Source organism: Paenibacillus monticola (genome assembly GCF_009664975.1).
GTDB classification, from domain to species: domain Bacteria; phylum Bacillota; class Bacilli; order Paenibacillales; family Paenibacillaceae; genus Paenibacillus_AQ; species Paenibacillus_AQ monticola.
In genome coordinates this window covers 1-13,684 of the sequence record NZ_WJXB01000007.1, presented here as the reverse complement: position 1 = coordinate 13,684, position 13,684 = coordinate 1, and the positions used below count along the sequence as shown (strand labels likewise).

At 46.3% G+C, this 13,684-nt stretch carries 8 protein-coding genes; 4 read left to right on the top strand and 4 right to left on the bottom strand.

The window, feature by feature from the left end; all coding sequences use genetic code 11:
- Nucleotides 1-75 precede the first annotated feature (75 nt).
- Nucleotides 76-1,983 carry a heavy metal translocating P-type ATPase gene (locus tag GJB61_RS18015; RefSeq protein WP_154120421.1) on the bottom strand — a complete coding sequence of 636 codons (1,908 nt, stop codon included), beginning with the start codon at nt 1,981-1,983 and terminating at the stop codon, nt 76-78.
- 477 nt (nt 1,984-2,460) lie between these two features.
- Here GJB61_RS18015 and GJB61_RS18010 point away from each other — a divergent pair, with 477 nt between their 5' ends.
- The 4 genes from GJB61_RS18010 to GJB61_RS17995 are packed head-to-tail and all read left to right on the top strand — an operon-like array spanning nt 2,461 to nt 11,724.
- Nucleotides 2,461-4,308: a non-ribosomal peptide synthetase gene (locus GJB61_RS18010; protein WP_154120419.1), complete on the top strand. Its 1,848-nt coding sequence runs from the start codon at nt 2,461-2,463 to the stop codon at nt 4,306-4,308.
- Complete coding sequence (locus GJB61_RS18005) at nt 4,305-5,612, top strand: glycosyltransferase family 4 protein (RefSeq protein ID WP_154120417.1); 1,308 nt, start codon at nt 4,305-4,307, stop codon at nt 5,610-5,612. Before GJB61_RS18010 ends, GJB61_RS18005 begins: the two co-directional genes overlap by 4 nt.
- Nucleotides 5,609-11,167, top strand: a complete 5,559-nt coding sequence (locus tag GJB61_RS18000) for a non-ribosomal peptide synthetase/MFS transporter (protein WP_154120416.1) — start codon at nt 5,609-5,611, stop codon at nt 11,165-11,167. The genes GJB61_RS18005 and GJB61_RS18000 overlap by 4 nt, the downstream gene beginning before the upstream one ends.
- A gap of 23 nt (nt 11,168-11,190) precedes the next feature.
- On the top strand, nt 11,191-11,724 hold the full coding sequence (locus tag GJB61_RS17995; protein ID WP_154120748.1) for a P-loop nucleotide/nucleoside kinase family protein: 534 nt from the start codon (nt 11,191-11,193) through the stop codon (nt 11,722-11,724).
- A 101-nt stretch (nt 11,725-11,825) separates the two neighbouring features.
- Here the strand turns inward: GJB61_RS17995 and GJB61_RS17990 are convergent, their stop codons facing one another.
- Genes GJB61_RS17990 through GJB61_RS17980 form a run of 3 tightly spaced genes read right to left on the bottom strand, consistent with a single transcriptional unit; the run spans nt 11,826 to nt 13,480 of the window.
- Nucleotides 11,826-12,542 (bottom strand): 4'-phosphopantetheinyl transferase family protein, encoded by a 717-nt coding sequence (locus GJB61_RS17990; protein ID WP_338115926.1) that lies wholly within the window; start codon nt 12,540-12,542, stop codon nt 11,826-11,828.
- Entirely contained in the window at nt 12,535-12,813 is a 279-nt protein-coding gene (locus GJB61_RS17985; RefSeq protein ID WP_154120414.1) for a hypothetical protein, read from the bottom strand. Before GJB61_RS17985 ends, GJB61_RS17990 begins: the two co-directional genes overlap by 8 nt.
- A 25-nt stretch (nt 12,814-12,838) precedes the next feature.
- Nucleotides 12,839-13,480, bottom strand: coding sequence for an ABC-2 transporter permease (locus GJB61_RS17980; protein WP_154120413.1), 642 nt, complete (start codon nt 13,478-13,480; stop codon nt 12,839-12,841).
- Nucleotides 13,481-13,684: the final 204 nt, after the last annotated feature.

Sequence of the window (13,684 nt, the reverse complement as noted above, 5' to 3'; positions counted from 1 at the left end):
ACAAAAATACCATATTTCCAGAGAGTTAGCTGTGACATTTAACGCGCGAATATGGCCTTCAATACCTGCATCATCTTATCTCAACAGTCGCAGGCCGCTTAAGATAACAAGCAGGGTACTGCCTTCATGACTGACCACACCGGAAGGTAGATTTAGTCCGCCCCAGAAATTTGAAATGACCAATACCAGAATAACTGCTAGTGCAAACGTTATATTTTGCTTCATGACCCTACTTGTACGTACCCCCAGGGAGATCGCATAAGGAATCTTGAGGATATCGTCGGTCATTAACACAACGTTTGCCGTTTCCAGGGCTACGTCAGTCCCGGCTGCTCCCATCGCAATCCCTACGGACGCTGCAGCCAGCGCCGGAGCATCATTAACTCCATCACCGACCATGGCTACTTTACCGTACGTCTTGGTTATGTTTTTAATGATCTGCAGCTTCTCATCAGGCATCAGCTCGGCATAAATCTCATCTACCCCTGCGGCTCGTCCAATCGCCTCTGCGGTAAGCTTCGCATCTCCAGTCAACATCACCACATGTTTGCCCATAAGCTTAAGCTGTTGAATGGCCTCCACGGCATGGGTACGCAAAACATCCTGAACGGCTATCATTCCGGCGAATTGACCTTCCAATTCTACAAAGACTACGGTTTTCCCTTCGGACTCCCATTGCTTCGCTTTCTTTAATTTATCCGCATCAAGTACGAGACCGAGAAGCAGTCCTCTTTTGCCAATTCGGCATTCCTTTCCATTTACAGAGCCACTGACACCCATTCCAGTTACTGCCTGCATCGTTGCCGCTTGTTCAAGAGTGAGGTTCTGCTTATTCGCAGCTTCCACGATGGCCTTGGCGATTGGGTGCTCCGAGAGATGCTCAAGGGAGGCAGCGAGGCGCAGCAAATCTTCTTCTGACTTTCCTTCTACTGTGAAGATATCGGTTACTGTGGGTTTGCCTTCGGTGAGGGTGCCTGTTTTGTCAAAAGCAACAGCGTTGACGTTGCCGATCTGCTCCAGATGGACACCCCCTTTGAATAACACGCCTTTGCGGGCCGCATTGGAAATGCCAGAGAGCATGGCAGGCATTATGGAGGAAACCAAAGCACAAGGAGAAGCGACAACGAGGAAGATCATGGCCCGGTAAATGGTCTCTTTCCAAGTCCATCCGAACAGAAACGGAGGTAATATCATTAACATCACAGCCAATCCAACCACACTTTTGGCATAGATCCCTTCAAAACGTTCAATGAATAGCTGGCTAGGCGGGAGTTCGTTTTTGGCTTCTTGCACCATATGTATAATCCGCGACAATAAGGTATCATCTGCTGCTTTGGTAACCAAGATCTGAAGAGCACCCTGACCATTCATCGTTCCTGCAAAAACAGGATCATTCGATGCTTTATCCACAGGGATTGACTCGCCGGTAATGGAGGCTTGGTCGACTGCCGAGATTCCTTCCAGAATCATCCCGTCACAGGGAATACGCTCGCCAGGCCGAACCACCACCACATCCCCTTTTTCCAGCTCCGAGGCTTTCACTTTGGTTTCAATACCTGCACTTAAGCGCATGGCTTCCTCTGGGCGATATTTCAGAATAGAAGCAATGTCCTGGTTGGTTTTCTCCATGGAGTAATCCTCCAAAGCTCCGCTAAGACAAAAGATGAAGATCAGCACCGCTCCATCCATCCAATACCCGATACTGGCTGCCCCGATGGCCGCAACGACCATAAGCAGATCTACGTCCAGATCTTTTTCCTTAATCAAGGTCTCCATGCCTTCCCAGGCTTTCCGGTATCCACCAACAACATAAGCCAGTACGAAACAAATAATGCTCCATACCCCAAGCCCATTTCGCTCAGTGATCCAGCCTAGTCCGATCATCAAGAGACATGTTGTGGGAATGATCATGCCACTATGCTTCTCCCAAATTTCAGCGATTGTATTTCCTCTGTTTTCACTGGAAATGACGACCTCACTCATCTGTCCCACTCCTTATTTATCTATAATGATTGAGAACTATTATCACAATATATCCCCCCCGGGGGCATATTGTAAATGTCTTTTTGGGGTGATGTGTGAACAAATATTAAAAAGATCAACAAAAGGAACAGCTCAACCCCAAATGTTCCACTGTCACAAGCTTCGATGAAGAAATAGCAGCATAATTACTATTTATTTACATGTGGGAATTTCATGTGCTATAATAATGCCAAAAGTTAAGCAAACGTTTGCGCAAATTGATTATTTATCCCTCTTCCTCTACTCTATTCCCTGCAAATCACATAGTCTGTTGAAATAATCGCAGTTCAGATCCTTCATGAAAGCGCTTAATGTAATCTGTATTTGAGGGGTCTAATCTTCTCCTAACAACCTATTTGGTAGGTCCGGTAGTTCAGTCGTTTCTATAAACGGCTTTTTCTTTCATATAGTTTATATAACGAGGAGGAAGAGAAGATTATGAAATCAGCAGTATCTATCATCGCCTTATTTGAAGAGACCGCCGCAAAGTACCCCGAATGGCCATGCCTGGAATATGGAGAGCAGCTGTATACTTACCGGGAAACCAATGAACAAGCAAACCAACTTGCCGCCTATTTACGAAGCAATGGCGCTGGACCGGGCCAATTGATCGGTATTTTCCAGGAAAGTCGCCCTGAAATGATCATTTCAATGATTGCGATCTTAAAATCGGGGGCAGCATACGTCCCTCTATCCACTCTCTTTCCAAATGAGCGACTAGCCTATATGCTGGATGAATGCGATCCGGTAATCATTCTGACCCATTCGCTGTTGGAACAACGGCTAATGGAATTAAAGCATACATCCTCTACCAAGTGTATATCTCTGGATCTGTTTGGGGAAGTTGTTGAATCGCAGCCCTGTCACAACCCAAGATACCCGATCATTCTTTCGGACTTGGCTTATATCATCTACACCTCCGGATCGACTGGCAAGCCAAAAGGCGTCATGATCACACATCAGGGCATTCCCAATCTCGTGCTAGAGCAAATTAAGAAATTTCAACTTCGTGTTGGGGATCGAGTGCTTCAGAATGCTTCGGTTGCCTTTGATGCCTCGGTCTCCGAGATCTTTACGACATTGATTGCTGGCGCCACACTCATTTTATTGCAGCAGGACGGATTGCTAGTGGGAGATAAGCTTCAGCAAATCCTGAAGGAGAAGGAAATTTCCATCGTCACACTAACCCCGTCCGTACTGGCTACTTTGCCGCATGAAGAACTGCCTAATCTGTTGACACTTATTACCGCAGGTGAAGCCTGCACCCTTAAGCTAGTACAGTACTGGGCACCCAAATTGAATTTCATCAATGCTTACGGGCCCACGGAAGTCACTGTATGTGCAACGATGCATACCTGCCAACCGAGCGATACTTCCGTATATTTAGGCAACCCCATTGCCAATACAGCACTCTATCTGCTTAATGATCAATTACAACCTGTAGCTAGCGGTCAGTTAGGTGAACTGTATATTTCAAGCGTCGGATTGGCCAATGGTTATTTGAATGCTCCTGAATTGACAAACCATTCCTTTATTGCGAATCCTTTTGCGGACGGCTTCAGTGAATTTCTGTATCGAACAGGAGATCTTTGCCAGCAAGATTCCGAAGGAAATCTTGAGTGGCTCAGTCGGGAGGATCATCAGATCAAAGTATCCGGCATTCGGATTGAACTGGGAGAACTGGAATTTGCGCTGCGCGAATATTCGGCGGTTGAAGAAGCGGTTGTCCTATATAACAAGGAGAAGAATCTCATCATCGCCTATCTGAAATCCGCCAACCTCCCTAGACCTAATATCAGCCAGATCCGTAACTATCTACTAACCAAGTTTCCGATGTACATGCTTCCTTCCAGATTTATGTTCCTCGATGAATTCCCTGTCTTGACAAGCGGAAAAATTGACCGGAATAGTCTTCCCTCAATGGAAGATAGCAGACCGAATCTAGAGATCGAGTACACGGCACCAAGAAGTAGCCTGGAGAATGTGCTGGGGGAAATATGGAGCGAGGTCCTGAAGCTTGATCAGGTCGGAATTCATGATAACTTTTTCGAATTGGGCGGACAATCGTTAATGAGCGTTCAAATTATATCCCGTATCCGCACCTATTTAGACATGGATATTCCGCTACACATCATCTTCAATGCCGTGCCAACGATTGAACAAACTGCACTGGCTATTGAGCAATATCAGCTAGAGCAAATCGATGTTTCTGAGCTTGAACAGCTGCTAACAGAGCTGGAACTCATGGATGTAGCTGATACTACAATCCCGGAGGGGTCCCTATGAAAATATTACTTGTTCAGTCTATGGAATATTTATACCCTTGGGGCGGAGCACACAAAGCAAACCGTATTCTGATGGAAGGGCTGGCAGCACGAGGGCATCAATGTTTAGTAATCACTCCATCGCTTAACGTGCGTGGATATGCAGAGTTCCTGCAGACCAAAGTAGACAGCGGCGAGTTCGACATTTTGGAAGATCAAGAGGACTTATTCACAATTCGCCAAAAATCGGTAACAGCTTATACGGTAAAAGGTACTTTTAAAGTATTTCCTTTCTTAAAAAGTAAAATAGAACAATTTCAACCGGATATCACAATTGTCTCAGAGGATAATACGCATATGCTGCTTGAAACCGTACTGGAGACACGGGCGAGAACGGTCTTTCTCGCTCATAGTCAAGCTACCCTCCCCTTCGGTCCCGAGAGCTTTCAAGAGGATTCCTCCAAGCTAGGACTCTACAAGCAGTTGCACGGTATTCTTTCGGTCAGCCAATATTTAAAAAACTATTTTCGGATGTATGCCGGTATTGATTCAAAAGTCATTTATTTCCCGTCTTACGGACCTGGCCCTTTTCCGTATTTGGGACACTTCGATAATAAGTATGTTACCGTTATTAATCCGTCTGCCATTAAGGGAATATCAATCTTTATTGGCTTAGCCCGTGCCTTGCCCCATGTTGCTTTTGCTGCTGTTCCTACCTGGGCTACGACCGATGATGAGCTGGATGCATTGAGAGCCATACCGAACATTACCCTTCTGGAACCTTCCGAGAATATCAATGATATCTATAAGCTGACTAAGGTGTTTCTGATGCCTTCACTTTGGGGGGAATCCTTCGGGCAGGTCGTAGTGGAAGCAATGCTGCGCGGTATCCCTGTTATCGCCAGCCATGTGGGAGGTCTGCCTGAAGCCAAGCTTGGTCTTGACTTTATCCTTCCCGTACAGCCGATCACACAATATATGAATGAATCCGTATTGGCCAGTAAAATCCCTGTCCCGGTGATCCCTGAGCAAAATTTGGAACCCTGGCGCCTTGCTTTGACCGAGCTGGTAGATAACCGGGTTCATTATGACGCGTTATCCATGGATTCCTATGAGCGCTCCAGAGATTTCCATGCTCAGCTGGGCATAGAACCGTTTGAAATCTACCTGCAGGAATTGGTAGATACCACAACTCAAAATATCTCTTCCATTGCTCCATCATCCACAGATGCTACAAGCAAAATTATGGAAACTATTAGCAATCTCTCTGTAGAGCAGCGGGCACGTCTATTAACCGCCATCGGTGAACGGAGGGCAAAAGGTTGAGTCATCTATCCGAACGTATTAACCAGCTGACACCCGAGAAGCGGGAATTACTACTGGCACGGATCAAAGATAAAACTGCCCGTAAAACTCCGGAACCGGAGTGGGTTGCCGGCCCACGAAGTGAGTTCGACAACACCTTCCCTCTCTCCTATTCCCAACAGCGGCTCTGGTTCTTGTATCAATGGGCACCCGATAGTCCGGCCTATAATATTCCTTGTGTCTTTCACCTGCCAATGGCGATCGATGCAATCTTGCTGGAACAAGCCATACAACAGCTGGTGGAGCGCCATGAGATTCTGCGCACTACGTACAAGACGTACGGTGAGGAAAGTCTACAGGTCGTTCATCCTTTCACTTCTTTAAAACTGGAAGCAGTGAATCTGGAGTCTCTTCCCAAGACACAGAGAACAGATCAGATGGAGGCTCTGATTCTGGAAAAGTCGCTGGAACCCTTTAAGTTGGAAGATGACTTTCCGCTTAAAGCCTATTTGTTTACACTGGAGGAGAATAGGCATTGTTTATTGCTGAACATTCATCATATTGCCTGCGATGGCTGGTCGATCGGGATCATAATGGATGAGATTCAGCAAATCTATATGGCACTCCTCCATCATCAGCCCTTAACGCTGTTGCCTGTACGTTATCAATATGCTGATTTCGCCGTCTGGCAAAGGAATTATCTCACTGGGGATGTACTAAACTATCACCAAAGCTACTGGAAAGATAAGCTTCAAGGTGATCTCCCCGTGCTGGAGTTAGCTACCGACATGCCCCGTCCCCCGGAAAGAAGCTTTAATGGAGCAGTAATCATCCAGAACTTTCCGGGCGGGTTATACGACAGATTGCAGCATTTTTGCAAGGAAGAAGATGCGACCCCTTATATGGCTATGCTGGCCGCATATTTCATCTTTCTGTATCGCTATACCGGTCAGAAGGACCTGATTGTGGGTTCTGCGGCAGCCAATCGCAGTAGGTCTGAGATCGAGCGCAACATTGGCTTTTTCGTCAACACGCTGCCCCTCAGACTCCAGATTAACGAAGGTGCTACTTTCAGAGAAACTGTGCAGCAGGTAAAACAGCTTTCGCTTGATGCCTTGGAGCATCAGGATCTACCATTGGATAAGATCATGGAGCTGGTTACCCTTGAGCGGGATCTTAGTCATAGCCCCTTATTTCAAACACTTTTTGTACTGCAGAACATGCATGTAGGTGGAGGGGATAGCCCAGATCTCCAATTACACTTTAATGGCTCCCGAAATACTAGCAGCTCCAAGTTTGATCTAACCTTCTCGGCGACAGAGGATTCGGTTCAGGCAGAGTACAGCAGAGATCTGTTCCATGAATCAACCGTTACAGGAATGCTGGAGCATTATTGCAATCTGTTGGAACGCGCAAGCACGTCACCCGATCAGCTAATTGCCCATATTAATCTGCTTACGGAAGCAGAGAGTCATGTAATTCTGGAAGATTGGAGCGGAGTGAAGAACTCCACTGAACATGAAGGAGACTTCCATCTTGTCCAGTGCATAGAAGCACAAGCGGCAATGTTCCCCAAACATATGGCCCTTGTCTATGAAGATATTTTCTACACCTATGAAGAGATGAACACGCGCGCGAATCGCATCGCCCATTATTTGCGGGAGCGCGGAGTTGGCCCGGAGACAACGGTAGGGATTGTTATGGAGCGGTCGGCCGAAGTAGTGATTGCTATACTAGCGGTGCTCAAAGCGGGTGGTGCTTATGTCCCGCTGGACCCATCCTATCCCAAAGACCGCCTGCAATTCATGATCCAGGAATCCGGGATGGCTATCCTCATCACACAGCGCAAACTTTCGGTGGATCTCCAGCTTGATAAGCTTGAAGAGGTAGCCTTGCTGCATGTTGATCAGGATGAGATATGGCTAGCTCAATCCAATACGGAGAATCTCGTCATAACTACCGAATCGCATAACCTGATGTACATGATTTTCACATCAGGTACCACGGGACGTCCCAAAGGGGTTAGCGTTGAGCTTCGCCAATTCCATAACTATATTCAAGGAATGCTCCTTCATTTGCAGATTACGGAGCCGCTAAGCTTTTGCCTGGCCTCCACCTTTGCCGCAGATTTAGGAACAACTAATATATTCGGTGCATTGTGCACCGGAGGAACGCTTCATGTATTGTCTTATGACCGCTCCTGTGATCCTGACGGAGTGGCTCAATATTTCCAGAAGAATAGAATTGATATCATGAAGATGGTGCCCAGTCATTGTGAAGCCCTGCTGGAGGCGGAACATCCTGAATTCATTATTCCACATAAGATACTCATTCTGGCAGGTGAAGGGCTAAACTGGGAAACGGTCTCAAGAATCCAACGTTTACAGCCGGGCTGCAGGATTGAAAACCACTACGGGCCCACGGAAACTACAGTGTCTGCTCTTGCGTTTCCTGTTGTCGGAGATGCGGATACCTCTTCAATAAGCCTAGTGCCCATTGGACATCCTATTGCAAACGTACAAGCTTATATCCTGGACCCTCATTTGAATCTGCTTCCAGCCGGTGTACCAGGTGAGCTATATATAGGTGGGAATGGGGTCTCACGGGGGTATAATAGCAACCTAGAGCTGAATAATGAGCGCTTCATTCGCAGCCCCTTTGGAGAACGTGGGGAACGGCTGTACAAGACCGGAGACCGGGCTCGATTTCTACAGGATGGTTCGATAGAAATCACAGGCCGCATGGATCGTCAGATCAAAATCCGTGGGTACCGGATAGAACTTGGCGAAATTGAAGCCGTGTTAACTTCTATCCCCTTCGTGAAGTCAGCGGCTGTTTTGTTAAAGTCTTTAACCCAGAAAGAGAATAGAATTGTTGCTTATGGAGTGTTAGACAAGCTAAACCCTGTAGAGGAAAGTCTCGCTGATCTTAAGCAGAGGCTAAAGACAATACTGCCCGAATATATGATGCCTAATCATATTATTGTGTTGGATGCTTTACCGCTTAACCCCAATGGAAAAGTGAATCTGCCTCTCCTAACTGCTATGGAACTGAGTCTGAATACCACAGACGCAACAAACGAAGGGCCGCGGACGGAAACGGAACAGCGGATCGAAGCGATATGGAAAGCAGTTCTGGGAACCGGACCTATTTCGATTGATGACAATTTTTTCGAACTGGGAGGAGAATCCTTTAAAGCGCTTAAGGTAGTGCGGAGTTTAGGGGATTGGATAGGAATCATGGATTTCTTCAAACATCCGACAATCCGCACGTTGGCCGAATATATCGACCAAGGCAAACCTTCAGAGCATCATCTGCTGCATAGATTAACAAGACCTGGGCCACAACATCATAGTCGTGTGACTTTGCTATGCATTCCCTACGCGGGAGGTAGTGCGATTACCTATCAGCCACTAGCGATGCAAATGCCACGAATGATCGACTTATATGCTATGGATATTCCCGGCCATGACTACAGCAGAAAAGAAGAAGCCTTGATTCCCATTCATGAGGTTGCCCATCTCTGTGTACAGGAAATTAAAAGCTTCATCAAGGGACCGGTCGCTCTATACGGACACTGTGTTGGAGGTGCTCTAACGATTGAGATTGCCAGACAGCTGGAACAAGAGAATATGCCGTTAACAGGCGTCTTTCTGGGTGGTACCTTTCCGATTGCCCGGATTCCCGGCCGCCTGTTCAATTGGTTCTCCAAGCTGTTTCCGTCTGACCGCAGCATGTCCAACAAATCCTATCATGAATTCTTAAAGGCACTTGGCGGGTTCACGGATGTAGAGGACAATGAAGAACGCGATTTCATGATACGCTGCCTTCGCCATGATGCGCGAGAGAGCGAGAATTACTATACTTCTGCCTATTCGGATAAAGAATTCACCAAGCTTAGTACCCCCATCACCTGCATCATCGGCCAGAAAGACAAAGCGACCGAGCTCTATGAAGAGCGCTTCCGGGAATGGGGCTACTTCAGCAATCAGGTGGAGCTGGCGGTCATTCCGCTTTCCGGTCACTACTTCATCAAATATCAGGCTGATCAATTAAGTGAAACCATTACTGCAACATTGGGTCTAGTAGCTCCTCAGGAAGACAAAGACGATGTTGTAGATGTTGTAATAGATGATTCAGGTGATATACAAGTGTTCACCACTCCACACCCCGAAGCTGAAAATGCGCGGAAGCAAAAAGGTGTATCCCCGAATCTAAAAATATTCTTTACCGTTATTTTTGGTCAGTTGATGTCCATCCTCGGTTCCGGTCTTACCGGGATCGCAATTGGCGTATGGGTATATTCGCAAACTCAGTCGGTGGCCGACTTTGCAGCTATTTCTTCGGCCTCATTGATACCTGGCATCCTGGTATTACCTTTCGCGGGCGCCATCGTTGACCGATATGACCGTCGTCTTGTGATGTTATTCAGCGACTTGATGATGGCCCTGCCCATTGCCTGCCTTGCCGTATTAATGGCTACTCATTCACTTGAAGTCTGGCACATCTATGTCTCCTCCGCCATTGGCTCTGTGTCACGGTCGTTCCATCGTCCTGCCTTCATGGCATCGATTGCTCAGATTATTCCCAAACAGTATCTGGGCCATGCCAACGGGATTGTCCAGCTCGCCGGTTCCACCAGCGAAATGATTGCACCGCTGCTTGGTGTGGCTCTCTACTCGACGATTGGGATGGCGAATATCTTCATCCTTGATGTTGTTAGTTTCTTTATCGCGATTACCACGCTGCTCATCGTAAGATTTCCGAACACATTATTCAGTAGACGAGAAGAATCTTTTCTTAAGGAAGTGCTTATGGGCTGGAAATTTATCGTTAAAAGACCGGGCTTGCTGTATATGATTGCTTTCTTTTTTATCGGGAATATCCTGTTCGGCGCCGCATCCGTTCTAATTCAGCCACTTGTCCTTTCCTTCGGCACACCTGCAGATTTGGCTGCAGTTACAATGCTTGGGGCGCTTGGCGCGGTGGCAGGAGGGCTTGTGATGAGTCTCTGGGGCGGTACCCAAAAAAGGGCTGCGGGGATGGTTGGTTTTGTGATATTGGAGGGTTTCTTCATGATCGTGACCGGACTCCGTGCTAACCTATTAATGACCGCGTTCGGCCTCTTTGGGCTATGGTTCTCTGTCACACTCGTGAATGCCCACTGGCAATCGCTAATTCAATCCAAGGTGGGGCTTCAGCTCCAGGGTCGGGTTCTGGCTACCAATCAGATGATCGCGATGTCCAGCATGCCGATCGGATATTGGGTGTCAGGCATACTAGCAGATTCGGTATTTAACAAAGCAATGGACAAGGGAGGATTCCTGACCCCCTATCTTGGCCCTGTTCTGGGTGTTGGCATAGGGCGAGGAATAGGCCTGCTCATGGCCTCCATTGGAGCACTTGTTCTGATATGGTCTGTAGCAGGATTTAGATTCAAGCCTTTACGCAATATGGAGGACGATCTGGAGGATGCTATTCCAGATGCTATATTGGAGGACAGAGATTCGCTGCAGACGAAATTGGATCAACGGATTCTGCAACTCCATGCGGCAAATAAATCCATTGAAGTCTGAGGGTAGATTAGGAGGAATACATGATGTCAGAAAAATTGGATATGAAGCTTTTGATTGATTCAGAACGAGACCCTGATAAATCTTTAGTTGTATTAATGTGCGGAATAGCGGGCTCGGGGAAAACTACATTTTCTCTAAAAATGGAGGAGTATGGCTATATACGCCTTTCTATTGATGAGGAGGTATGGTCGGCCAACGGACGATATGGAATTGATTATCCCATTGAAAAGTATAAGGACTATTTAAATGAAGCACATCTAAGATTACGTAATAATATTGTGCAGTTCATTCTAGATAAAAAACAAGTTGTGATTGACTCTAGTTTTTGGAGCAGGTCGGAAAGAAATGAATATAAGCGGCTTATTGAAAACGCGGGAGGGAAATGGAAACTCATTTATCTGAAAGTGCATCCTGATGAATTGCGGAAGCGACTTAAGATTCGCAGCCAACGTTTTGATGCAAATGCTGCCTTTACGATTACAGAGGAGTTGTTAACAACTTTTCTCAATGGGTTTGAAGAACCAAGTGATGAAGGAGAAATTATTATAGAAAATTAGAAAATCACTGAACCTCAACAATAGTCAAATTCACAAGGGCTGCCTAGCCGGTCTCGCTAGACCGCTTGGCGGCCCTACTATTCATCTAAATACCAGTACAATCACATATACTCAAGGAATGCTTGGGTCATCTCTTCAAAGCTGAGCAACGTCACATGGTCCGGGAAACTATCATTCGCCGCACATAGGGATAGCCGGTAGGCGGTATCAATAGCATATTGTCTGAAAAAGCAAGCTTTGAATTCATTCTGTGTGTTAAGCACGATTCTTTCGTTATTCTTCCTGATCGTAAAAGACGACAGAGAAAGAGACAGTCCCATACCGACAGCTTTGATATAACTTTCCTTGAGCGTCCACAAGTCAAAAAAATACTCCCGTCTGGCTTCTCCTTCTTTGCGTAACAAAAGATCGCTATACTCCTGCGGGGAGAAGAATCGCTCTGCAATCTCCAGATGCGCTTCGCCTATCTGTTCCATATCTACTCCGATGGGTGCGGAAGAAATAGCGGAGACGGCCCAACTCCCGGAATGGGAGTTATTGAAATGCAGAGCCTCATTCCCCTGTAACAAAGGTTTTCCGTAGCGATTAAAATTCAATTCGATTTCCCTATTCTTAATGTTCAGCCTGCGGCAGATTGCAAGCCTGGAGAGGATATCGGCCATCAGCGTCCTGAGGGCATCCTCCCTCTTCACAAAGCGGCGAATTCGTTCCTGCTTGTCTGGGGCAAGGGCGCCCATAAGCTGGGAAACGACCTCTTCATTGTCTACCAACGGGAGTTTAACCCCAAAGATCTCAATCTCATCCTCACGCCTAATCATAATACGCCACCGCAAAATGAAACCAGGCTAGAAACAAACATACAACCGCCGCACCCAATAAGATCACTGAGATTGCAGTATTCCTCCGCATTTTAATACCATAAGCAGCAAAAAATAGAGCCGCAGCTAATTTGGAAATACTTTGGGAATAGGCATTTGTGAACAATGAGTTGCTAAAAATAATTGAGGTAAGCAAGGTAACAATAATGAACACGCGAAACCACATTGGCTCCATCAGAAATTGTTTAATGAATCCTTTCATTTGATCCAAGACGAGCCCCCCTCTATTAAGTACCCTATGACACATCTTTTTTCTCGAAGATGCGCACTGAAATGAAATAGGAAAAGCTCATTACAAATATATAGGCTATTCCCGCAATTAAAGCCTGCAGCATATTGTTGGACGACTCGGACTTCATCCAGGTTGTGAGCAAGGGTGACCACTCGAACAGTTTGGCGACGCTGCTTGAACCAAGCATAACCGTTAACATAAAGACGATATTCACAACTTGAGCGCCTTTAGTCCCCAGCCAATAATAGAGAGGCAAATAAATAGCGGCGAGAAGAGGGAACGCTCCCAATGTGATCCCCATTTCTTTCCAAAAGGTGGGATCTGAACCATGACCCACTATACCCGCGATGCCATATACCACTAGTGCACTGGCAAATCCGAATAAAGTAAAAGGAATAAGGACCAAATATTTGGCGAGAACAAGCTCTTGTCTGCGAACAGGGAGACTGACCAGAAACCGTTGATTCGACTGGTGAACATCAAGCGTACAGGAATTAATAAGCAACAACATTGGAGGCAGTATCGCAAACATACTATAGGTACTCCAATTGGCAAAACCCATAGAAATGTAATAAATAATAAGTAGGTACAGAAATTTCCGTACAAGCACAAAGTCCTTCCGGATTAAATATATCGAATGGTGCACTCGTAGCACTCCCTTTTAAGGTGAAATACTTAATTGCTTTACAGCTCTTTTCTACTGAATATATTTAGTGAAGTTACATAACTCAACTTTCGCAGAGTCAAAATCGAGTTGACCCCAAGCTGGGGTTAAGGTGGAGTCGGTTTAAGTAAGGATCTTGCCAACATAGAAAAACACCGCTTCGTTTGGTAAAGTGAGATTGTCGAG